This is a genomic window from Emticicia aquatica (genome assembly GCF_923079645.1).
In the GTDB taxonomy this organism is placed as follows: Bacteria; Bacteroidota; Bacteroidia; order Cytophagales; family Spirosomataceae; genus Emticicia; species Emticicia aquatica.
Window position 1 is genome coordinate 607,789 of sequence record NZ_CAKLPY010000002.1, and the last position, 23,492, is coordinate 631,280.

Annotated in this window: 20 protein-coding genes; 11 read left to right on the forward strand and 9 right to left on the reverse strand. The window is 35.4% G+C overall.

Annotation, left to right across the window (positions count from 1 at the left end; translation table 11 throughout):
* Positions 1 to 28 precede the first annotated feature (28 nt).
* Complete coding sequence (locus tag MJQ71_RS12275) at positions 29 to 460, reverse strand: CHRD domain-containing protein (RefSeq protein WP_238806915.1); 432 nt, start codon at positions 458 to 460, stop codon at positions 29 to 31.
* Positions 461 to 620: 160 nt separating this feature from the next.
* Here MJQ71_RS12275 and MJQ71_RS12280 point away from each other — a divergent pair, with 160 nt between their 5' ends.
* Together MJQ71_RS12280 and MJQ71_RS12285 are read left to right on the forward strand one after the other, a co-directional pair.
* Positions 621 to 2,444: an ABC transporter ATP-binding protein gene (locus tag MJQ71_RS12280; RefSeq protein WP_238806916.1), complete on the forward strand. Its 1,824-nt coding sequence runs from the start codon at positions 621 to 623 to the stop codon at positions 2,442 to 2,444.
* Positions 2,441 to 2,908: a regulatory protein RecX gene (locus MJQ71_RS12285; RefSeq protein WP_238806917.1), complete on the forward strand. Its 468-nt coding sequence runs from the start codon at positions 2,441 to 2,443 to the stop codon at positions 2,906 to 2,908. The genes MJQ71_RS12280 and MJQ71_RS12285 overlap by 4 nt, the downstream gene beginning before the upstream one ends.
* A 46-nt stretch (positions 2,909 to 2,954) precedes the next feature.
* On the opposite strand, the gene MJQ71_RS12290 is transcribed toward MJQ71_RS12285, so the two are convergent.
* Positions 2,955 to 3,428, reverse strand: a complete 474-nt coding sequence (locus MJQ71_RS12290; protein ID WP_238806918.1) for a lipocalin-like domain-containing protein — start codon at positions 3,426 to 3,428, stop codon at positions 2,955 to 2,957.
* A 232-nt stretch (positions 3,429 to 3,660) separates the two neighbouring features.
* On the opposite strand from MJQ71_RS12290, the gene MJQ71_RS12295 reads away from it, so the two are divergent.
* Genes MJQ71_RS12295 through MJQ71_RS12315 form a run of 5 tightly spaced genes read left to right on the forward strand, consistent with a single transcriptional unit; the run spans position 3,661 to position 8,504 of the window.
* Complete coding sequence (locus MJQ71_RS12295) at positions 3,661 to 4,764, forward strand: efflux RND transporter periplasmic adaptor subunit (protein WP_238806919.1); 1,104 nt, start codon at positions 3,661 to 3,663, stop codon at positions 4,762 to 4,764.
* A gap of 11 nt (positions 4,765 to 4,775) precedes the next feature.
* On the forward strand, positions 4,776 to 6,026 hold the full coding sequence (locus MJQ71_RS12300; protein ID WP_238806920.1) for an ABC transporter permease: 1,251 nt from the start codon (positions 4,776 to 4,778) through the stop codon (positions 6,024 to 6,026).
* Between the two features lie 12 nt (positions 6,027 to 6,038).
* The gene (locus MJQ71_RS12305) at positions 6,039 to 6,713 is read left to right on the forward strand and encodes an ABC transporter ATP-binding protein (protein ID WP_238806921.1); all 675 of its coding nucleotides are present in this window, start codon (positions 6,039 to 6,041) and stop codon (positions 6,711 to 6,713) included.
* Positions 6,710 to 7,723, forward strand: coding sequence for a sensor histidine kinase (locus MJQ71_RS12310; RefSeq protein ID WP_238806922.1), 1,014 nt, complete (start codon positions 6,710 to 6,712; stop codon positions 7,721 to 7,723). Before MJQ71_RS12305 ends, MJQ71_RS12310 begins: the two co-directional genes overlap by 4 nt.
* 10 nt (positions 7,724 to 7,733) lie before the next feature.
* Entirely contained in the window at positions 7,734 to 8,504 is a 771-nt protein-coding gene (locus MJQ71_RS12315; RefSeq protein WP_238806923.1) for a LytR/AlgR family response regulator transcription factor, read from the forward strand.
* Positions 8,505 to 8,533: 29 nt separating this feature from the next.
* Here the strand turns inward: MJQ71_RS12315 and MJQ71_RS12320 are convergent, their stop codons facing one another.
* From MJQ71_RS12320 to MJQ71_RS12330, 3 genes are all read right to left on the reverse strand, one after another.
* A complete protein-coding gene (locus tag MJQ71_RS12320) occupies positions 8,534 to 9,619 on the reverse strand; it encodes a complex I subunit 1/NuoH family protein (protein ID WP_238806924.1) in 1,086 nt (361 codons plus the stop codon).
* A gap of 107 nt (positions 9,620 to 9,726) precedes the next feature.
* Entirely contained in the window at positions 9,727 to 11,154 is a 1,428-nt protein-coding gene (gene asnS / locus MJQ71_RS12325) for an asparagine--tRNA ligase (protein ID WP_238806925.1), read from the reverse strand.
* A 180-nt stretch (positions 11,155 to 11,334) separates the two neighbouring features.
* Complete coding sequence (locus MJQ71_RS12330) at positions 11,335 to 12,534, reverse strand: acetyl-CoA C-acetyltransferase (RefSeq protein WP_238806926.1); 1,200 nt, start codon at positions 12,532 to 12,534, stop codon at positions 11,335 to 11,337.
* A gap of 199 nt (positions 12,535 to 12,733) precedes the next feature.
* Between MJQ71_RS12330 and MJQ71_RS12335 the strand changes: the two genes are divergently transcribed.
* From MJQ71_RS12335 to MJQ71_RS12345, 3 genes are all read left to right on the forward strand, one after another.
* Positions 12,734 to 13,918 (forward strand): MDR family MFS transporter, encoded by a 1,185-nt coding sequence (locus tag MJQ71_RS12335; protein ID WP_238806927.1) that lies wholly within the window; start codon positions 12,734 to 12,736, stop codon positions 13,916 to 13,918.
* 289 nt (positions 13,919 to 14,207) lie between these two features.
* The gene (locus tag MJQ71_RS12340) at positions 14,208 to 15,377 is read left to right on the forward strand and encodes a pyridoxal phosphate-dependent aminotransferase (RefSeq protein ID WP_238806928.1); all 1,170 of its coding nucleotides are present in this window, start codon (positions 14,208 to 14,210) and stop codon (positions 15,375 to 15,377) included.
* Entirely contained in the window at positions 15,374 to 17,308 is a 1,935-nt protein-coding gene (locus MJQ71_RS12345) for a DsbA family protein (RefSeq protein ID WP_238806929.1), read from the forward strand. The genes MJQ71_RS12340 and MJQ71_RS12345 overlap by 4 nt, the downstream gene beginning before the upstream one ends.
* A 20-nt stretch (positions 17,309 to 17,328) precedes the next feature.
* On the opposite strand, the gene MJQ71_RS12350 is transcribed toward MJQ71_RS12345, so the two are convergent.
* Entirely contained in the window at positions 17,329 to 18,150 is an 822-nt protein-coding gene (locus tag MJQ71_RS12350; protein ID WP_238806930.1) for a phytanoyl-CoA dioxygenase family protein, read from the reverse strand.
* Positions 18,151 to 18,298: 148 nt separating this feature from the next.
* On the opposite strand from MJQ71_RS12350, the gene MJQ71_RS12355 reads away from it, so the two are divergent.
* Positions 18,299 to 19,141: a helix-turn-helix domain-containing protein gene (locus tag MJQ71_RS12355; protein WP_238806931.1), complete on the forward strand. Its 843-nt coding sequence runs from the start codon at positions 18,299 to 18,301 to the stop codon at positions 19,139 to 19,141.
* On the opposite strand, the gene MJQ71_RS12360 is transcribed toward MJQ71_RS12355, so the two are convergent.
* From MJQ71_RS12360 to MJQ71_RS12370, 3 genes are all read right to left on the reverse strand, one after another.
* Entirely contained in the window at positions 19,138 to 19,968 is an 831-nt protein-coding gene (locus tag MJQ71_RS12360; RefSeq protein ID WP_238806932.1) for a tetratricopeptide repeat protein, read from the reverse strand. The genes MJQ71_RS12355 and MJQ71_RS12360 overlap by 4 nt on opposite strands.
* A gap of 127 nt (positions 19,969 to 20,095) precedes the next feature.
* Positions 20,096 to 21,496, reverse strand: a complete 1,401-nt coding sequence (locus tag MJQ71_RS12365) for a DEAD/DEAH box helicase (protein WP_238806933.1) — start codon at positions 21,494 to 21,496, stop codon at positions 20,096 to 20,098.
* A 3-nt stretch (positions 21,497 to 21,499) separates the two neighbouring features.
* Positions 21,500 to 23,467 (reverse strand): hypothetical protein, encoded by a 1,968-nt coding sequence (locus MJQ71_RS12370; RefSeq protein ID WP_238806934.1) that lies wholly within the window; start codon positions 23,465 to 23,467, stop codon positions 21,500 to 21,502.
* Positions 23,468 to 23,492: the final 25 nt, after the last annotated feature.

Below are 23,492 nucleotides of genomic sequence, written 5' to 3' on the forward strand. Positions count from 1 at the left end.
TTTAAAGGCTTACAGGTTTTATTATATACTATTGTTTCAATAACTGTCCACGAATTTCACCAGTTGGAGATTTCGCAGAGTGCATATTTACGTAATAATTTCCTGCCATTAGCTCTGTTTCTTGGTCGGCAGTAAGAGCTACGGTTGCACTTTTAAATGGTGAAGAAAAAGTTGTACCAAAATTAAAAACCACCCCTCCAGTAATACCTTTTGCAGCTTTGTGAATATGCCACGCTGTAGGCGTAATTCCTGAATAAGTAATGGTGTAAGTTAAAATTTTGGTGTCCTTATTATAAACCGCATCAAACATTCCTGAAGCATTAGTTGTTACTGCTGGTACTTCTTCAGAGCCAGTCAACATTGCCATAAAAGCAACATCAGACGATACAACTTCTTCTTTTTTACACGAAGCAAGCGTCATTCCAGCCAAAATAATGGCGATAGTTAAGATTTTTTTCATTTTTTAGTAACATTTATTGTTTTGATTCATTGAGATATACGAGTATTCTCGGCCTGCGGTTGCAATAGTAGTATTTGTCTGCCAAAAAAAACGTAATTTAATAGCAGTATTCTAACATCTTTCCGAACTTTGCCTTTCAAACATTTTCTAATTTAATCAATTGAAAAATTACTTTCGATTACTTTCTTTCGCCAAGCCTCTTGGCAGTTTCATCGTACCATTTGTACTGACTTCTTTATTGGCTAGCATTTTTGGTGTCCTCAACTTTACACTTTTAATTCCACTGCTAAACGTATTATTCGACCAAGTTGATTCGCAGGAAGTTTCCAAAATGCTCAATACTTCATCAGATTTTAGTCTAACAGGTCAATTCAATTTTTATTTTGCCAAATTTCTTTCTCAATATGGCAAATTAGGGGCATTACAGTTTGTTTGTGGAATTATTGCTAGCTCAGTTTTTCTAGCTAATATTTTTAAATACATCAGTATCAGATTATTAGAAAAATTTAAGTCTAATATGGTCGCAAATTTGAGACAAGAAGTTTTTAATAATTCGATTAATTTGCACCTTGGTTTTTTTAGCAACGAGCGTAAGGGGAACCTTATTTCTCGCATCATAACTGATGTGCAGGAGGTCGAAAACTCGATTGCAAATACATTTTCAGCAGCAACCAAAGAAGTATTTTTATTCATTGCATATATCTATTCTCTTTTTGCCATTTCTTGGAATTTGACACTTTTTGCCTTATTGGTGATTCCTGTTTCAGGAATTTTCATCTCTACGCTCGTCAAACGTATGCGTCAGGATGCAGGCGAAGGACAACAACGGTTGAGCAATTTGATTAGTTTAATGGATGAAGCCTTTGGCGGAATGAGAGTTGTAAAAGGTTTCGTGGCTGAAAAGTTTATTACAGAAAAATTTCAAAATGAAAATCAAGGTTATCGAAAAGCAATTTTTCGTTTAGCGGCTCGTCGAGAAATGTCTTCGCCATTTTCCGAAATCATGGGCGTTATGGTTGTTGTAGGAATTTTACTTTATGGCGGGTCTCTGATTCTTAACAAAGAATCTGCCCTCACTGCCTCTCAATTTATTGCCTACATCGCTATTTTCTCACAAGTGATGCGTCCTGCAAAAGACATTTCCAATGCTTTTAGTTCAGCACAAAGGGGTTTGGCTTCGGGCGAAAGAATCCTACAACTCGTTGATAACGAAGCACTTATCAAAGACCAAGCAAATCCAGTTCAATTAGAAAAGTTTACCAATAACATTGAAGTTAAAAATGTTAATTTCACTTATGATAATGATGTTGAAGTTCTTAAAAACATTAATTTTACTTTACAAAAAGGCAAAACCATTGCTTTAGTGGGTTCATCGGGTGGAGGAAAATCGACAATTGCTGATTTAATTCCGAGGTTTTATGACCCAACTGGAGGACAAATTTCGATTGATGGAATTGATATTAAAGATGTTTCGCAACACTCGTTGCGTCATTTAATGGGCATTGTTACGCAAGAAGCCGTTTTGTTCAATGACACGATTTTCAATAACATTGCTTTTGGTAAAAATGTTAGTTTGGAAGATGTAATTGCAGCAGCTAAAATTGCCAATGCCCACGAATTCATCTTACAACAACCATCTGATTATCAAACAGTTATCGGTGACAGAGGCACAAAACTTTCGGGTGGACAACGCCAAAGGCTTTCGATTGCAAGGGCAATTTTACAAAATCCGCCTATTTTGATTTTGGATGAAGCCACCTCAGCTTTGGATACTGAATCGGAGAAACTAGTGCAAGAAGCATTGACGAATCTGATGAAAAATCGCACAACGTTGGTTATTGCTCACCGCCTTAGCACGATTCAAAATGCCGACCAAATTTTGGTTGTTCACCAAGGGCAAATCATTGAGCGTGGCACGCATGAAGAACTCTTGAAAATAGACGATGGTTTCTACAAAAAACTAAGTACGATGCAAACGCTATGATTTTGAGGCGAGATATATTAGTAAAAGCGGCCAATTTTTGTGCATATCAAGAGCGTACACACGCTGAAGTTCGTGAACGTTTGCAAAAATGGGAAGTTTGGGGCGATGAAGCCGAGGAAATGATTACATATTTGATTGAAGATAATTTTTTAAACGAAGAGCGTTTTGCTAAGATTTTTGCAGGAAGTAAATTTCGTGTAAAACAATGGGGGCGTCAGAAAATAAAATATGAACTAAAGGCTCGAAAACTCTCAGAATATTGTATAAAAGTTGGCATGGCTGAAATTGACGATGATGACTATATCGAAACATTAAAGACAATTTTGGAAAAGAAAAAGCATGAACTTCGCACCGAAAAACAGCCTTTAATTGTCAAGCAAAAACTAGCTCGCTACGCTATCGGCAAAGGTTTTGAAGGAGAATTGGTTTGGGAAATAATCGCTCAAATCATGCAAAAAAAATAGTCCATTACGTTTGCAATGAACTATTTAAACAATATTTATTTAATGTTTATTGCTTTGTAAAAACAACTTTTGTCGTAGTAACTACTCCTCCACTCGTTTCAGAAGAAGTCCAAGTCATTTGGCTGCCGCTAAACGAAATATCTTCCGTAGTAGCTGTTCCATCAGTATCCGTAATGGTCAACTTATTATCTTTTACCTCATATTTTGCAGTTCCATTTGCACCGATAAAATCATCCGCTGTTGACTGACACTCTTTCGGAACAGAGCCTGCCAACTCGCCATTACTTTTAAAAGTAAATGTAATATCTTTGATACAAGGCAGGAAAAACAACAATAATGGCATTTGGTCTTCTTCAGCAGCATTTCCTTCTTTTACAAAGATATTCGTAATCTTCCAAGTTCCTACAATTTGAGCTGTAGGCGTATCAGCATCAGATTTTGAACAATTCATCACCGTCATTGACAAAGATGACAATACGAGTAGTACAATAAATTTTCTTAGACTCAGTAGGTTTTTCATTTAAAACTTTGGTTTTTAGTAATTTGATTTGGCAATTTACCGACTAGAATATTACAACAACGTATTTTAACTAACAAAATTTATAGATATTTACTTAACGGTAAAAATTATACCTGTCTCAAGCAAATTTTCTTCCGTTTCATTCATAATTTATTGATGCTTCTATAAATTCAATCCAATTTTGAACCAATATCTATCACGATGGTTTTCAGTCATCCGAAATTTTAGAAATATGAAAAAAAAGTATCTCATAATTTTAGCCATTATTGGTATAAATTTTACTTCCTGCCGAAAATCGCAAGAAAATAAAACATCACCTCAATATAAACAATTGACCGAAGCTGTGTACGCCTCTGGAAATATTTATCCTCGAAATGAGTATAAACTTACGGCCAATGCGGATGGTTTTTTGATAAAACAAACTGCTTTTGAAGGTGATTTGATTAATAAAAATCAATTGATTTTTCAACTAGAAAGTATTTCTCAAGATGCTCGCTTGGAAGCTGCAAGTAATATTTTAAGGCAATCAGAAGCAAATTTTGGTGATAATTCTCCGATTTTAGATGAGCTTGAGTCGCAACTAAAAAATGCACGTACAAAATTGAGTAATGATTCGATAAACTATGCTCGTAATAAAGAACTTTTCGATAGAAATGCCACTACTCGAATTGAATATGAAAGAGCAGAATTGGCCTTTCAAACATCAAAAAATGATGTTTCTGCCCGAAGAAAAGCTTGGTTACGTACCAAAAATCAATTATATGTCGATTTACAAAACTCAAAATCGAACTTCAAAGTTAATGCTCGTGAAGGTGATAACTTCAGAATCAGAAGTTTTGAGGCAGGTAAAATCTACGAAATTTATAAAAAACAAGGAGAGTTAGTCAGAAAAGGAGAAGCCGTTGCTTTAGTTGGCGATGCCAATGATGTTTATGCTCAATTGGCAATTGATGAGTTAGATTTTGCAAAAGTGAAAATTGGACAGGAAGTTCTAATAAAAATTGATGTTTATAAAGACAAGGTTTTTAAAGCGAAAGTAACCAAACTCTATCCAAAACTCAATAAAGCAGACCAGACTTTCAGAGTCGATGCCGAATTTATTGATGAAAAACCCAATACTTTCTACGGTATGACGATTGAAGCTAATATTGTAGTTTCTCAAAATCCAAGGGTGCTTACGATTCCGAAAAACTATTTAGTTGGCAGCGATTCGGTTTGGATTGAAGAAAATGGCGATAAGAAAAAGATAAAAATCACAAAAGGTGTAGAAAATCTTGATATGGTTGAAGTGAAGTCAGGACTTACCGAAAAATCTGTTTTATTCATTGGTAATTAAAAACGTTAATTATGAATCTCGGTATCTCCTTTCAAATAGCCAAAACGCACTTGCTGACCAAAAAAAGTCAGACTTTGATTGCGATGTTGGGCGTTACTTTCGGAATCGCCATGTTTCTCATTATGATTTCTGTCATTAGTGGAGTCAATAAATTTCTGGAAGATTCTGCTCTAGATGCTACGCCTCATGTCAGAATTTACAAGGAAATCACGAGCAATCACCCAAGTTTAATTGAAGAGGCAAATCCAACAAATTTTAATGTAATTTATCATCAATTGCCTAAAAATGAGCTTTCTAATATCAAAAATGGACTCCAAATCGCAGCAAGTATAGAAAAAGAGCCTTCCGTTTTGGGCGTTTCACCGCAAATTAGTTCGCAGGTTTTCTTCAATAAAGGCCCGATTCCAGTTGCTGGACAAATTGCAGGCGTAGAGGTTTTGAAAGAAGACAAACTCTATAACCTCAAAAAACGAATGAAATCGGGTAGCATGGAAGCCTTACTTTCAAATCCAAATGGTATTTTGATGGGGAAAATTCTGGCAAGAAACCTTAACGTAAAAGTTGGCGATAAAATCACAGTTACGACTCCAACAGGTAGTCTGAAATTAGTCAAAATCGTAGGAATTTATGGTTTTGGCATTCAAACCGTTGATGGTGTAAAATGCTATGCTAATATTTCGATGGTACAGGAAATTTTGCAAAAAGACAAAAGTTATGTAACGGATATTCATATAAAAATGAAAGATTCGCAAGCAGCTCTGAATTATGCGAAGGTATTGAAAAACCAATATGGCTATAAAACACAAGATTGGGCAGAAGCAAATTCGGCGTTTTTGGCGGGTGATAAAATCAGAAATGGCATGGTGATTATTGTTTCGATTACGCTTTTGGTTGTGGCGGGTTTTGGTATTTACAACATTATGACCATGAACGTAGTCAGCAAAATGAAAGATATTGCCATCCTTAAAGCCACAGGTTTTGGGGGCAAAGATATTGTCTCTATTTTCTTAATTCAGTCAATAATCATTGGTTTTTTTGGAGCATTACTGGGAATTTTGTTTGGTTTTGGACTAAGTTATGCCCTTTCCACCATGCCTTTTGATGCGGGAGATTTTTTGGATATTAAGACTTTTCCTATACTTTTTCAAGGCAAATATTACGTAATGGGCATGGCTTTTGGCATCATCACTACCATCATTGCAGGCTATATGCCAGCCCGCAAAGCATCAAAAATCGACCCTGTAGCAATTTTGAGAGGATAAAAAAGAAAAATTATGAACGTATTATCTGCCTCCCATATCAATAAATACTTCTATGAACCCGAAAAATTTCAGGTAATAAAAGATATTTCATTTGAAGCCAATAAAGGCGAATTCCTTTCACTTGTCGGAAAATCAGGCTGTGGAAAGTCAACTCTTTTGTATATTTTATCTACAATGGATACCGACTACGACGGCTCACTTATAATGAATGGCCAACAGCTAACAGGTAAAACACAAGACCAATTAGCCGCTTTTCGCAATGAACATTTGGGATTTGTATTTCAATTTCATTTTTTACTGCCCGAATTTACGGTCTTACAAAATGTCATGCTTCCAGCATTGAAATTGGGTAAATATTCGGCAAAAGAAATCGAAGAACGTGCATATCAAAAACTAAAATTGGTTGATATTCACGAACAAGCTCTCAAACAATCATCAAAACTTTCGGGTGGTCAACAACAAAGAGTTGCTATTGCAAGGGCTTTAATAAACGACCCAAGTATTATTATGGGTGACGAGCCAACAGGAAATTTAGACAAAAAAAATTCGGAAATCGTCTTTGAAATTTTCAAACAAATTGCCCACGAAAACAATCAAACTATCATTGCAGTTACACACGACCCCGATTTTGCCAAAGGAAGCGACCGAATCATTGAGATGTCGGACGGACAAATCATTTCAAAATGAATCAGAAAAATAAAATAGTGAGCCTTATTATTGCATTTATGGTTTGTATCTCCACTTTTTTTAGGTGGTATATATTTCATATTGAACTTAAAATTAACCTTTTATTAGCGGTAGTTTCGGCAAATGTTTTGGTTTTTACTTGGATTTTTTTCAAAAAACTTTATGCTTATTTAGATAGAACGATGCCTTATGATAAAGGCATTTTCAAGCGTTTGTCTCTGCAAATCATCATTACATTGATATTTTCAAATATCATTTCCAGAATTGTTTATCTAATCGGAACAAACTTCATTACTTTCCAAGATTTAATTAATCAACAATTTACCAACCTTGCCCAAATAGCAGGAATCGCTTCAGAAATATTACTTGTAATTTTACTCAATGTAGCTCATTTTTCATATTATTCATTAGAAAAATGGCGTGAAAATGCTCTTAGAGCAACACATCTTGAAAAGGAAAAATCGCAGGTTCAGTTCGATAATTTAAAAAATCAGCTTAATCCTCATTTCTTATTCAATAGTTTAACTTCTCTTGACTCACTTATTCATGAAAACCCAACGCTAGCAAGCGAATTTTTGCGTCAATTAGCTAAGGTTTTTAGATACGTCTTGCAGAATAAAGAAAAAGGGTTGGTCAGTCTCGAAACAGAGTTAAATTTCATTAAAAATTATGTTGCTTTGCTTCAAACTCGTTTTGGCGAATCATTAAGTATCTCTTTTAATATTTCTGAAGAATTTTTAGACTTACATATAGCACCAGTAACTCTACAAATTTTGATTGAAAATGCCCTAAAACATAACACAATAAATCAAGCTAATCCGCTCACAATCAACATATTAACACATGAAGACTATTTGATTATCGAAAATCCTGTTCAGCTAAAAAAACAAGTAGAAACATCCAACGGACAAGGCTTACACAACCTTAAATCGCTCTATAGTTTTTTGAGCGAAAAAGAAGTTTTAATTGAAATAAATGAAATGTTTCGGGTAAAAATTCCTCTAATATAATTGTAAATCCATGAAAATTTTACTCATCGAAGATGAAGCATTAGTAGCCAAAAATCTTGAAAATTTAGTTAAACAATTAGAGCCAACTGCAATTTTGGTAGCCACCATTGGCAGTGTGAAAGAAGCATTTGAATGGTTTAAGGAAAATGCTGAACCAGATTTAATTTTGTCAGATATTCAGCTTTCTGATGGAGTTAGTTTTGATATTTTTCAGCAAATTCAGCCGAAATGTCCTATTATTTTTACTACTGCTTACGATGAATACGCCATTCGAGCTTTCAAACTCAACAGCATCGATTATTTACTGAAACCGATTGACAAAGACGAGTTACGAAATGCTTTTGAGAAGTTTAATAAACTTACCAATACGGAATCAAATGGATTTAAAGAACAACTCAACCATTTATTATATGATTTAGAAAATCGTGCAACATTACCTAAATTTAAAACTCGTTTCACAGCACATCATCAACGAAACATTGTAGCCGTAACGGCTGAACGAATTGCTTGCTTTTACAGAGACGAAGTAATTTGGATTCAAACAACTGATAATCAGCGGCTTATTACTGACTATAATTCTTTAGATGAAATTGAAGAGTTATTAAATCCAGAAGTTTTTTTTCGAGCCAATCGCCAATTTATTACCAACAAGCAAGCCATTGAAAGTTATCGAACACATTTTACAGGAAAAATTGAGCTAAAATTAGTCATTTCGACCAAAGAAGAAATCGTTGTGAGCAAGGAAAAAGCTCATCAATTTAGAGGTTGGTTTGAATTATGAAAAGGGTGAATGAACATTCCACATTTACGCTAAATCATTAATAGACGCCAAACACCCGAAATAAGCAAAAGTACTAAACAAAAAGGAGTAAGGATTTTCCAAGAAAGATACATTAGTTGGTCAACTCTTAAACGAGGTAAAGTCCAACGCACCCACATTTGAATCAAAATCAAAAAATAGGCTTTTGAAACTAACCAGAACGCCCCCCAAAGGTCACTCGACCAATGACCCATTTCGCCACTAGTCCAAGTTCCGAGCTTAAACGAACCTATATTTGGGAATGGAGTATTCCAACTTCCAAGAAACAAAATTGCTCCCAAAATTGAGACTAAAAGCATCATTCCATATTCTGAAAGCATCATAATTGCCCAACGAAAACCTGAATATTCCGTATGAAAACCTCCAATCAGTTCGGATTCTGCTTCGGGTAAATCAAATGGAGCTCGATTTGCTTCTGCCAATGATGCAATAAAATAAATCACAAAAACGATTATCAGAAATGGGTTGCGGAGAATATTCCAAGTCAAAATTCCACCGTATTGTCCAACTTCAATTCCTGTTGCTTTTATTCCAAAAAGGTAGTTTGTTTCGGTTGAAAAAACACCTTGTTGAAAACTAATTTCCTGCAAATCAAGGGTTTGCGTAATCAAGATTACACACAAAACCGATAATCCCAAAGGTACTTCGTAAGAGATGATTTGAGCCACCGAACGCATCGCTCCCAACAAAGAATATTTATTATTTGATGACCAACCTGCCATCAAAATCCCTAAAATATCTAAAGAAACCACCGATAGTAGCAGAAATACACCTGTTTGAGTTGCTGAGCCTCGCAAATTTGGAGAAAGCGGAAACAATGCAAAACCTGCAAAAATAGCCATAAAAATCATCAACGGAGCAAATTTAAACATCCGTCGGTCGGCAGCGGCAGGCACAATATCTTCTTTCTGAACCAATTTTAACAAATCAGCGATGAGTTGCAGAAGTCCCCATTGACCAACTTCCATAGGCCCAGTGCGGTCTTGAATAAACGCCGAAACTTTACGCTCGACATAAACCCCAACGACAACATTGGCAAAAATAGCAGCAAGAAATATGAGTATGGTTATGAGCATTTTAGCAATTTGGGGTCATTTTCTGAAAAACTCAACGTGCCACACTATTCCTTTACGGCTTTAAAATGTGGCACGTTTGCTATATTTTATTCAAATTTCATGCCTAATCAAAACTCTGCACTTTTAGGCGTACGAGGGAACGGAATCACGTCACGGATGTTAGTCATACCTGTTACGAACAATACCAAACGCTCGAAACCAAGTCCGAAACCTGCGTGTGGAGCCGAACCAAATTTACGGGTTTCAAGATACCACCAAATGTTTTCTGGGTCGATACCAACTTCTTTTGTACGAGCCAAGAGTTTTTCGTAATCGTCTTCACGTTGTGAACCTCCGATGATTTCTCCGATTCCTGGAAAAAGTACGTCCATTGCACGAACTGTTTTTCCATCCTCATCTTGCTTCATGTAAAAAGCCTTAATATCTTTCGGATAATTGGTCAAAATAACTGGTTTTTTGAAGTGTTTTTCTACCAAATATCGCTCATGCTCTGATTGTAAATCAATTCCCCATTCGACTGGATATTGGAATTTCTTCTCTTTATGTGGTTTTGAACGCACCAAAATCTCAATGGCTTCGGTATAAGTCAAACGCTCAAATTTGTTTTCAACCACAAACTTGAGTTTTTCTAATAAACTCAATTCACTACGTTCATTTTGTGGCTTATTTTTTTCTTCTTCTAATAAACGTTTTTCCAAGAAAGCTAAATCATCAGCACAATTTTCGAGAGCATACTTAATCACATACTGCACAAAATCTTCTGCCAAAGCCATGTTGTCTTCCAATTCGTAGAAAGCAACTTCTGGCTCAATCATCCAAAACTCCGCCAAGTGACGAGTCGTATTTGAGTTTTCAGCACGAAAAGTTGGCCCAAAAGTATAAATTTTCGATAATGCCAACGCTCCTAGTTCACCTTCCAATTGTCCCGAAACTGTCAAACTTGTTTGGCGACCGAAAAAATCTTGGCTATAATCAATGCTTCCATCTTCGGTTTTTGGTGGTTTTTCCATGTCGAAATTTGTCACATGAAACATTTCACCCGCACCTTCGGCATCAGAAGCCGTAATAATTGGTGTGTGTAAATAAAAGAAACCGTTGTCGTTATAATATTTATGTACCGCATAAGCCAAAGCATGACGAATACGGAAAATTGCTCCAAAAGTATTCGTACGGAAACGCAAATGGGCTTTTTCACGCAAAAACTCCATCGAATGCTTTTTTGGTTGCATCGGGAATGTTTCGTCGGCTGTGCCATAAACAACAATTTTTTCGGCTTTCACCTCAACTGCTTGCCCACTACCCATCGACGCAATGAGTTTTCCTGTAATAGCCACACAAGCTCCTGTCGAAACTAATTTTAATGTTTCTTCATCAATTGCTCCGCCTTCGGCAACTGCCTGAATATTATGTATCGTTGAACCATCATTAATGGCAATAAAAGTTACGGCTGCTTGCCCACGTTTGGTTCGTACCCAACCTTTTACGGTCACTTCTTGTTCGCTTGGCGATTGCTTGAGTAATTCCTTAATTTGCATAATTCTCTGTTATTCTTGAATTGAAGTGCAAAAATAGGAATAAAACTTCTCTTAAACTTTCATTGAGTCAATTTATCTGTTTGGCTTTAGATGATTTTTATTATTTTTTATTCTTCAATACCAATAAAAAGGTCTTGAAAAATATTTTTCAAGACCTTTTTATTGGTAAAATGCTATTCTTTAAACTCTTTCAAAAATCGTTGCGATTCCCATTCCACCACCGATACAAAGCGTTACAAGTCCTGTCGATTTGTTTGAGCGTTCAAGTTCGTCAATCAATGTACTTGACAAAATCGCTCCAGTTGCTCCCAGCGGATGCCCCAAAGCGATTGCCCCTCCGTTGACATTTACTTTTGAATGGTCAACCCCAAAATGTTCCATAAACAACATCGGAACAGCCGCAAATGCTTCATTTACCTCAAATAAATCAATGTCATTGATTGACATTCCTGTTTTTTTCAAAATCTTTTCGGTAGCAGGAACTGGCCCAGTTAGCATAATTGTCGGTTCAGAACCAATAATTGCAAATGCTTTGATTTTAGCACGAGCTTTCAACCCAAGTTTTTCGCCCATCGACTTGTTTCCAATCAATAATGCTCCTGCTCCATCAGTTAATTGTGACGAATTTCCTGCATGATGAACATGATTGATATTTACCAAGTCATTGTATTTCATTAAAGCCAAAGCGTCAAGTCCCATTCCGCCCATCATCTCAAAAGCAGGTTTTAATTTACCCAACGATTCGATAGTTGTTTCTGGGCGAATACCTTCGTCTCGGTCGAGAACTGTGATACCAATTTCATCTTTTACGGCAACAATAGATTTATAGCGATTTGCCGCCTGAGCCGCCATTGCACGCTTAACCGATTCTACGGCAAAAGTATCAACATCATTGCGAGAGTAACCATATTTTGTGGCAATTAAATCGGCCGAAATACCTTGCGGAACAATGTTATGTTGCGAAATTATTTGAGGATTCATCATCAATGCTCCTCCATCCGACCCCATCGGCACTCGTGACATCGACTCAACTCCACCCGCTACCAACATATCAACTTGCCCTGACATTACATAAGCAGCAGCCATATTGATGGCTTCTAAACCAGATGAACAAAAACGATTTACTTGTACTCCAGCTACACTTTGGGCATAACCAGCCGCCAAAACAGCCGTTCGAGCAATGTCGGCTCCTTGCTCTCCAATCGGAGAAACGCAACCCATAATTACATCGTCAATGTAACTTGTATCAAGATTATTTCTATTTTTTATGGCTTTTAAAACCGTTGAAAGCAAATCAACTGGTTGTATTTCGTGTAATGCACCATCAGATTTGCCACGTCCACGAGGCGTGCGAACGGCATCATAAATATATGCTTCCATTTTGTGATTAGTAAAAAGATGAATAGAAATTAGTATGCAAGCATACTTTATTCAACAAAACTAATCAATAGTTTGGTTTGTTGCAAATGCTAAAAAAGCTAATTTTGCTGCAAGCTTTCAAAACAAATTTCTTCAAAGAAATATCTTTTAATCGGAAATACAGTTTTGCACGCTCGTTCGTATTCTTAATATCTTTTATATGCTTTCTCTCTATCGTAACGCTTTTGGTGGACTTTCTCGACAAGTTTGGTTGTTGGCTTTAGTGATGCTTATCAATCGAAGCGGTACAATGGTGATTGCTTTTCTAACACTATACCTGACTCAAAAACTACATTTTAGCATTATTGATGCTGGTTTTGTGATGGTTATTTATGGAATAGGTTCAATTTGTGGGACTTTTTCGGGCGGAAAATTAACCGATAAAATTGGCTATTATCCTGTACAACTATGGAGTTTATTTTTGGGAGGAATTGTTTTTTTAATGCTCGTTCATGTACAAAATTATTACCTTTTTTGTGCATTAGTTTTCTTTTTGAGTGCTTTGGGAGAAGCATATCGTCCAGCAAATACTGCATCAATTGCTGATTTTAGTACACCTGAAACTTTCACCCGCTCGGTTTCTCTTATTCGTTTGGCAATAAATATTGGTTGGTCTATTGGCCCAGCTATTGGTGGATTTTTAGCATCACGAGATTATACGTTGCTTTTTTGGGCAGATGGCCTAACAAATATCGGAGCGGCTATTTTGGTCTTTTCTTTTTTACGAACAACTCGCCGACCAAAAACTGATAGCCAAGCAATTAAACCCATCATAAATCCAAAAGACTCTGCTTTTCGTGACCGAAAATATTTGTTTTTTTTATTGCTTACAACCATGTATGCCATTGCTTTTTTTCAACTTTTCACGATTGGCCCATTGTTTTACAAGCAAGTTTGTCAATTATCCGAAATTCAGATTGGGTATATTTTAGGACTGAACGGCTTGGGAGTTGCATTGATTGAAATGGTATTAGTTTATAAAATTGAGGGAAAATTTGAAAAGCTTTACTTGATAAGTTTTGGTGTTGCTTTGGTGGTAATCAATTATATCATTTTCTTATTTACACACAATTACGCTTGGCTGATTGTTGGAATTATTTTTGCCACATTCTCCGAAATTTTTGCAATGCCATTTATGAATGCTTTCAGCATCGAACGCTCAAAACCACATAATCGAGGACAATATTCTGGACTACACGCCATGACTTGGTCGGTAGCACAAATTTCTGCCCCATTGGTTGGCACACAAACCATTGCCTATTTTGGCTTTGATGCACTTTGGTACATTCTCGGTTCTTTTGGACTTATTTCAGCATTTGGTTTTATTTGGCTGAAAAGAATTTAAGTCCTTCTAAAGTACCTTGAAAACCCATTTTTGGTATTTTCCACACCTCAATCAATTTCATCAAAAATTTGATTCTTTTCTCAAATTTTTGATGAAATTGAAAAATTATTTTCTACTTTTAGTTCATAATGTGGCAGATACTCTAACGCTACCACTTAATCACTTTTTATTAAACTTTACACTTCAACCCTAACTTACATTGATATTCTTGCTAAGAAAATGGTGAGGCTTGAAGTGGATTTTTAAAACATGATTCGTTAATAAATCCAACTCTTTTAAGCAGTATTTTATGTTCGATAATTCGTTTGTTAAACTTGATATTTTAAAACAACGTGCTTATAATTTAAGATGGGCAACAGTACCAGAAAGTGTAATTCCACTTACTGCCGCTGACCCTGATTTTCCGAGTGCACCCGAAATAGCTGAAGCTCTGACAAAATTTATTCAAGACCGATACCTTTGTTATGGTCCACCAGAAGGACTTCCTGATTTTAAAGAAAATGTAGCTCATTATTTTCAACAAAAAAGAAACATTTCAGCTTTGCCTGCTTTTACCTTTCCAGTTGATAGTGCGGCATTTGGCATTTCTCTGGTATGCCAAACTTTTTTAAATCCGCTTGATGAAGCTATTATTTTTGACCCTGTTGATTTCCTTTTCCGCTATTCAGTTGAAAACGTAGGAGCAAAAGCGATTCCATTCGCTATTCCCGCAGGAACTGATATAGTTGACTTTGGACAATTAGAAACACTCATTACAGCAAAAACTCGCTTGATTTGCTTGTGTAATCCACTCAATCCGACAGGAAAAGTTTTTACTCGCTCTGAACTTCAACAACTTGGAGCAATTGCTTGTAAATACAATTTGATTATTCTGTCTGATGAAATTTGGAGCGATATTGTTTATCAACCTAATTCATATACAAGTATTGCTTCATTGGATGAATCAATTCGACAACAAACTGTAATAGTTACTGGTTTTAGTAAATCTTATGGACTCGCTGGATTAAGAATTGGGGCAATTGTCGCATCAAATCAAGCACATTTTGACCAACTTTTCAAGGCGTCTTTGCATCAATCAACGGTTCATGGAGTAAATATTCTTGGACAAATTGCGGCATCCACCGCCCTTAGCCAATGTGAATATTGGCTCAAGGATTTCGTTGTTCATTTACACAAAATGCGTCAACTTTGTGTAAATGAGTTAAATGATATGAAAGGGGTCAGTTGTATTGCTCCAGAAGGTTGCTATGTAGCTTTTGCAAATATTAAAAATACACATAAATCAAGTAAAGAAATTCATGAGTTATTGTTTAACGAAGCCAAAGTTGCTGTCGTTCCTGGTCTCAAAGAATGGTTTGGCGATGGAGCAGATGGCTATATTAGACTTAGTTTCGCAACTTCTGATGAAATTCTTACACAAGCTTTAACTCAAATCAAATCCACTTTAAAGTTTCTATGAAAATCGTTATTATCGGAGGAGGAGTTGCAGGCTTAACGCTCGGACTCCTACTGCACAAAAAAAATGTTGACATTTCAATCAATGAGCGAACCACCTCACGTTCTGACCGTGGTCATGCTTTTTTGATGCACGCCGACGGATGGTCTATTCTCAATAAACTTGGAGAAAACACATCTATTAGTCTCAAAGGTGAGCCAATTAGTACATTTAGCTTTAATAGACCGAATGGGGAAGAAATCAAAAGACTAAAGCTAAGTAATTGGAAATGTTTTAAACGCAAAGATTTGATAAAATATCTCTATGAGTTACTCCCAGCCGAAAAAATCAAAGCTGGACGAGAATTTTCTCACTTCATTTATCAAGGCGAAAAAGCAATTGCGGTTCAATTTACCAATGGCGAGATTGAATATGGTGATATTTTTATTGGAGCTGATGGAGGAAAATCTGCCGTTCGGGAATCTATTTTAGGTGCAGTCAATTTTACCGAAATTCAAGTCAAAGAAGTCGTTGGTATTTGTAAAAATGAATCTTTGGGAACACAACAAAGACATATTTTCAAGAAATTTCAAAGCAACAAACAAGGATTAAGTTTTGGAATGATACCTGTTTCTGTTGATGAATTTGTTTGGTTTATGCAGTTTGATACTTCATTAGCTGATTGCCAATGTGGATGTAGTGCCGAGGAGTTAAAAACATTTTGCATGAATTTATTGGCCGATTTTCCACCCGAAGTATCGGAGCTTTTAGATTCCAATGATTTTAGTAAAAGTTATATTTGGAATACCTGCGATTTTGGCGTGTTACCTACTTTTCATAAAAATAATATTGTACTCATTGGTGACGCTGCTCATTTAGCCCTGCCATTTACGAGTGCAGGTACAACCAATGCCATCATGGATGCCCAAATCCTTTCAGAAGTTTTGTTTAAACATGATACTTATGTTGAAGATTTTCAAGCATTTTATAACTTACGCTTAAAACACGTAGAACAACATATTTTATTAGGAAGAGAGCTAAAAGAGTTCTTCCTTCATCCATCTGATATACATGAGGACGACGTCAAAGTGCCGCTTATTTCAAAGAAAGTACAAGTAGAAAATTCGTTTAATAAAGAAATTAATTTACAGTATTTTTCAGACCCAATTTGTTCAACTTGTTGGGTTGTTCAGCCTCTTTTAAGAAAATTAGTGTTAGAATATGGACATTATATCAATGTCGAACATCGCATGGGCGGACTTTTGCCTTCATGGGAGAACTTTAATCGTGGCAACATAAGCAAACCCTCAGATGTAGCACCTCATTGGGAAGAAGAATGTGTTCTCTATGGAATGCCTTTAGACGGTGACATTTGGCTCGAAAATCCGCTTAATTCTTCTTATCCGCCGTCAATTGCGTTCAAAGCCGCACAGTTACAAGACGCAGATTTAGCATCCTTATTTTTGAGAAGAATCAAAGAAATGCTTTTTATTGAAAAAATCAATATTGTTGATGTTCACTTTCTAGCAAAAGTAGCCTTCGAGATTGGCTTAGATTCGGCTCGTTTCCTTAAAGATTATGAGCATAAAGCAAAAGATTCTTTTTTAGAAGACCTCAGATTGGCCAACGAATTAAAGGTAAATACGTTACCAACGCTCATTTTTTCCAATGCAAATCAAGAACAAATCGTTACAAAAGGGCATCAAACATATAATAAATTAGAGGATATTGTATTAAAATTAATTCCTAATGCAAAAAAGCAAAAAATTAATACAACACCCGAATATTTGTTCAATCGATTTTCAACTATGACTAACAAAGAGTATGCTATCATTACGGATACTTCCATAGAAAATAGCACAAATACACTAAATTATTTGTTTGAAGAAGGATTTATTGATAAGTATGAAAGTAAAAATGGTGTACTTTGGAAAAGCAAGTCAATGGCCTATTAAGCCATTGACTTGCTTTTTTATTAAAACAACACAGGATTCAGTTTTCCATCAGCAACAGTACCAATTTCTTTACTAGACAGCCATCTTTCCCAGTCGGCTGTGCGGTATTTATTCGTTGGTTCTATCACTTTTATATCTTTATCCATATAAATCATGGTCATCACTCTTCGGGCTTTGTTTGACACATTCGCCCCCGCTCGGTGGTAAGTCCAACCTGAATGAAAACTTACTTCACCCAAATCGAATGGGGCTTCATTCATCGTAAACTGCTTTAAAGTTTCGCTCAAAATCGCTTCAGATTCATCTGAAATTTCTTTATCACGACCAATTTCTACATCTTGGCTTTTTTCAGCAAACGCCAACGGTCCCATTTCCATTGGAGTTGCTTGCAAAGGAATCCAAGCCGTTATCGTATTACCATTTGACAATGGCCAATAAAATTGGTCAGCATGAAAAGGTGTAATCCCACCAGATGGTTCTTTATAAAGAGCTTGGTCATGGTACAATCTTACTCCAGAAACACCCATAAGTTCTGTGGCGATTTGTGCCAAACGTTTTGAAAAAACAAACTCTTTAACTTCTTCATTTTCTTCCCAAAGATTCATTATTTGCAAAAAGGCTTTTTCGTAAGTAGTGCGTTCCTCCATCGGTTTGGTTAATTTATTTAATTTAAAAACCAAATCCGTAATCAGTTCTCCATAATACTCAATAACCTCGGCTGAAAGCACATTTTTCAGCTTTATATAGCCATATTCTTGGTAAAAAGCGATATTTTCATTTGAAAGCAGATACGGTTTGTTCAATTCTGCTAAAAGTGAAGCTTTGTCAATTGTTACTGTCATGGTTAAATATGTTTTTAATTTTGCTTTTAATTACATGACAAAGGTCAATAAATTTATTATCAAGAAAATACTTCGTATTTTCCAATTTATGTATTATTTTAACATAAATATTGTAATATATTAGAATTTAAGATAATAATAAGGATAAATGAAAGCGTTTTATGAAAAAATCCCAAACAAAGACGATGTTTCATTTTTGGCAAGAAAAATAAGCGTTCAAAATTTTGATGCTCCATTACATTTTCATCCAGAATACGAACTAACCTTGATTTTATGTGGAAATGGCAAACGATTTGTAGGCGATAGCGTAGAAAATTTTGACTATGGCGATTTGGTTTTACTTGGTTCAAATTTGCCACATTTTTGGCGAACCGACAAAGCTTTACAGGAAAAAAATACCATCTCTGAAGCAATTGTAGTGCAATTTTCAACAGATTTTGTAAACAACATCTTAGAGAAACTACCTGAATGTAAATTGATAATTTCAATGCTCAATTTGGCAAAATCGGGTATTAAATTTTCTGATTCGCTTACTATACTTTTTGAAAAATTGATTACCGAGAATGGGACAAAACGACTTTTATTATTGATTGAAATACTAGAAAAACTTTCTCAATCAACTAATTATCAAACACTTGCGAGTAAAAACTTCAATATAAAACCTGATGATTCAGAAAATGAGCGGATGAGAAAAATCTTAGAATTTACGCTTGATAATTTCCAAAATGAGATTACAATTCGTGAAATGGCCGATTTAGCAAATTTGACTGTTCCGTCTTTTTGTAGGTATTTTAAATCTCGAACCCGCAAAACATTCATAGATTATCTCAATGAAATTAGGGTAAGTCATGCACGTAAATTACTGATTAACAGCGAATTAGGAATTAGTCAGATTGGATTAGAATGTGGTTTTCAGAATCTTTCCAATTTCCATCGGATTTTCAAAAACCAAGTAGGAATTACACCTTTAGCCTATCGAAAGCACTTCTAATTTTTCTTTTTAAAAATACCTCTTGGGTCTTCTTTTTTTGCTAAAAGCCCTTCTAAAATTTCAACACTAGCATTATCTGGGTCAAGTTCATACCCTTGATGAAATCTTTCCCAAGCCTCGTCTATTTCGTCATTAAGTAGTTTTGCCAACGATAATTGCATAAGTGCATTGGCCGATTCGGGTTGTTTGATGAGGGCTTTGGTCAGTAATTCAAAAGCTTTTTTTAAATCGTCTTTTTCGGCATCAACCGTGAAACACTTTATATAAACCGTAGAAAGGTCAACAATTAGCGTAACATTATCATCATCGTCAATTTCAAGGCCACGTTTCATTAAGTCGATTGCTTGGGCATATTTTTCATTTTGATATGCAATTACGCCCAAACCCCAAAATGCCTCAGCGTTTTCATCATCGAGCAAGTAAGCCAAATTGAAACGATAAGTAGCTGTATCTTTTTGTCCTTCACTCAAATATTCCCAAGCACGGGCAGTAAAAAACTCACTTGCTTCACTACGATTTTTAAAATTTAAGTCGCAAACTTTCAAGAACTCTTCGTCAGTTGCTTTTTGGCTATCTGTTTTGTCGAATTCACCAAAAAGAGGCAATAAATGAATATTTACTCCTTTAGGAGCAAATCGTTTTTTGGCAACTTGGGTTTGAGTGTCTTGTGCTGGAGCGAAAGCCTTCGTATTTGAGTTATTCAACAAATTTTTTGATGGCGAAGAAAAGCTATTAAGATTGGCACTCTGCGAACGAAAAACGGCTTGTTGAGCCATTAAATCGGCAGAAAAAAGAACACACAAACTCGATAATAATATAAATCTCATTAGCAATTTTAGCAGATACTCACACAAATAACGACATCTATTTCAAATTTATTAGCTTTTTCTCAAAAATTTTAGTGATAGTTTATAAAGATTTTAATTTCATAAACCATCACCAAAATTTAAAATATTATTTTCTTTTGGATGACTTATTATTTTTTGCAAATCCATAATTTTTTGGTCGTGGCGAAGAAAAACTCTTGGCCGTAACATTGGCGGGTAATCCACTACTTTTCTTAGCTGAACTTGACTTTTTCTTCACTGGTGGTCTAGGATTTTTCTTTTCGTGAAAAGCACCTTTGAAAGTAGGGTCTTCTTTTTTTCGTTGATTATCAATTTCGATTAGCATTGCTTGATTTTCATCGAAAGGTGTGGTAGCAATTTCTACTTCGATTGGAATGTGTTCACGAGGAATTTCCATTCTGATAATTTTCTCAATTTTCTTAATGTGATATTCTTCGGCTGGTGTCAAAAATGTAATAGCTTCACCCACATTATTGGCTCGCCCAGTTCGCCCAATTCGATGAACGTAATCTTCATAAATCAACGGTACATCAAAGTTTATCACGTGCGTAACATGCTCAATATCAATACCTCGTGCAGCAACATCAGTGGCAACCAGCACTTTTACCACATCTTCCCGAAAGGCATCCATTGAATTAATTCGAGTATTTTGACCTTTGTTGGCGTGAATAACTCGAATCTGATTTTTTGGAATTATACGACCATTCAATGAATTATAAACCGCATCTGCAATATCTTTTGAACGAGTAAAAATAATAGTTTTTTGTACTTCAGCCGTCGAAAATAGGTATTCCAAAACATTAATTTTGGTTTGCATATTCGGCACTGGAAACATTCGTTGTTTGATTGTTTCGGCAGTTGTAGCTTGTGGAGAAACTTCAACTCTTGTCGGAAACTCCAAAAACTCGTAAGAAAGACGCTCTACTTTTTCGGGAAATGTTGCCGAAAATAAAAGATTTTGTCTTTTTCGAGGTATTACTTCTAAAATACTACGGATTTGCGGCATAAACCCCATATCCATCATTTTATCGGCTTCATCAAGAATCATTACTTTTAGGTCTTTCACACCAATTTCTCCACGCAAATATAAATCCATAAATCTGCCTGGCGTCGAAACAATAATATCAACTCCTGCTTGAATGGTTTCAATTTGGGTTTTCGGCCCAAGTCCACCATACAACGCAACATGACGAATGTCCGTATATTTCGCCAATTCTCCCACAGCTTTATCAATTTGAATCACCAATTCACGGGTTGGAGCAAAAATCAAGCAACGAGGCAATTTTCCTTGTGCATATTTAATTTTCATTAAAACAGGTAATAAATATGCTGCGGTTTTTCCAGTTCCTGTTTGGGCAATTCCTAAAACATCATGCCCTAATAAAGTCAGTGGTATTGTTTTATTTTGAATCGGTGTGGGTTCGGTGTAACCTGCATCGGCAATAGCGTTGAGCAACTGTCGATTGAGTTCAAATTTTTCAAATGTATTTTCAGTATCAATAATCATATTTTACTCCTTAATTTTTATTTCATTAAATTGGCCTTCAAAATTTTCTTCAAAACCCCAATTATACTTTGCCCAAAATCGAATTTTAATAACTCTTTGATTATCAACACCTTTATTCTGAAAAAAGTTACTTACGTCAGCATGGTTCGATACTTTTTGGTTAATAAACACTCCTCCTCGCAATATTTTATCAATTACTCGAAAACTCTCTTGTTTACCATTTTGATACGTGACTGAGCAGTACAAATATGGTGGTTGAAAATATAATCGTGCCAATTTCCCTTTCAAACTATAAGCAATTTTTGCTGAAAATCGAATTGGATTATCCGAATTTGGAATTTCTATATCTTGATTTAATTTGAATTTTACGTTTTTTATATTACTGATAATCAGACCTTTAACAGTATTATTTCTCTGAAAAACAGAAAAAGTATCTTTCTCAATAACTGTTGAATCAACCAATGTATAATTCCTCAAGAGGGCTTCTGACAAATGCGTTTCTACCCAAAAAGGATTTTGTTCGCGGAAGGCTTCTAAGCGAAAAAGAACAAATTTTGGAGCAGTTTTGGACAAATATTTATCGCCATTTTTTTTCATCAACCAATCGCTATTTGCTTGATATGACTGTATTACAGGACGTGGATTATAATTTAATTGATTAAAATAAATATGTGAGATTTGATGCGGTACAATATCAACCGAAGCTTTTCCTATTCTTTTGAGCAAATTGGCTGATAAATTTACAGGATTAGGCTTAAAATTATCTTCATAATTATAAGTTGCTAGCCTCCTAAAATAATTGTACGGATTTTTTTCCTCCAAAACGTCCTTTACATGGCTAATTGTGAACGGTTCGCTTTCTAGTCTTTGTGAAATATTGGTTGGTGGAAATGTCAATAAATAACCTTTGAAAGTATTTTGTCCAATATAAAAACGTATCAACTGAGTAGCTGCAAGGTGTAAAAGTAGAATTGTAATAAACATTTGTCCCGCCCAAAGTTTGTAGGTATCTTCTGTAAATAAGTAAATTAATGCCGCTAAAGGTGGCATAAACAGAAAAAAACCAAAAATATTGAATGGTGCAACTGCCGTATGGGCTTGTTTAAAACACAAAAACCAAGCAAGTGCAACCAATAAGTATAGATAAACTCCTTGAAAATTGTTTTTGATGATTGATGAGATTGTTTTGAAAATAAATAACACAACTACCAATAAAATCAAAACTTCAAAAATCAATAATGTTAACAACTCGTTTGTGCTTAAAATCATTGCGGCCATCGCATCTTGGTACGCATCAATAATTTTCATACTTGCTTCCAAATATGCAATTATATCAACATTTAATAACGATGATAATGAATACGTTAGTAAAAATTGCAAGATAAAGCAGATGACGACGGTTCGTAAAGTAAAAAACTTCGCTAACCAAAAGTAAATCAATGAGGCGTAAAAAAGGATATAAACAACAATACTAAGGTTGACTTTTATGTAAAAAATTAGCACTGAAAAAATAATGGCTAATAATAATGCTGCAGAATTTTTGGTTTGTTTGGCGTATAACAACCAAAACAAAAAAAAGTAAAAAAAGGTAAATGACGTATCAGAAATAAAGCCCCATGGCATAAAAATCAATAAGGCTGAAATTGCCACAATCCACCAATTTCTTTCGGCCTTCTGAAAACATAAAGAAATGATTATCAAATAGTTAAGTAGCGTTAGCATTTCGGCTGCCACCAAAACCCAAATAGAAACAGATTTTGGCAAAAGCCCCGTATTAAGGTAGCCTAATGACCCATAATTGAAAATAAAATCTTGACCAAATATAAATCCTTTATCAATCGCCATCACTAATCCTTCATGCCATGATGCATCAATATTGAAGCCAGCATAACCAGCAGGTAGCGAAAGTGAAAAATAAATTAAGCTAAAGAAAAGTAGAAATATTTTTTGTCTATTGAAGAAGGTTTTCATTTTTAAATATAAAAACTTTATGGCT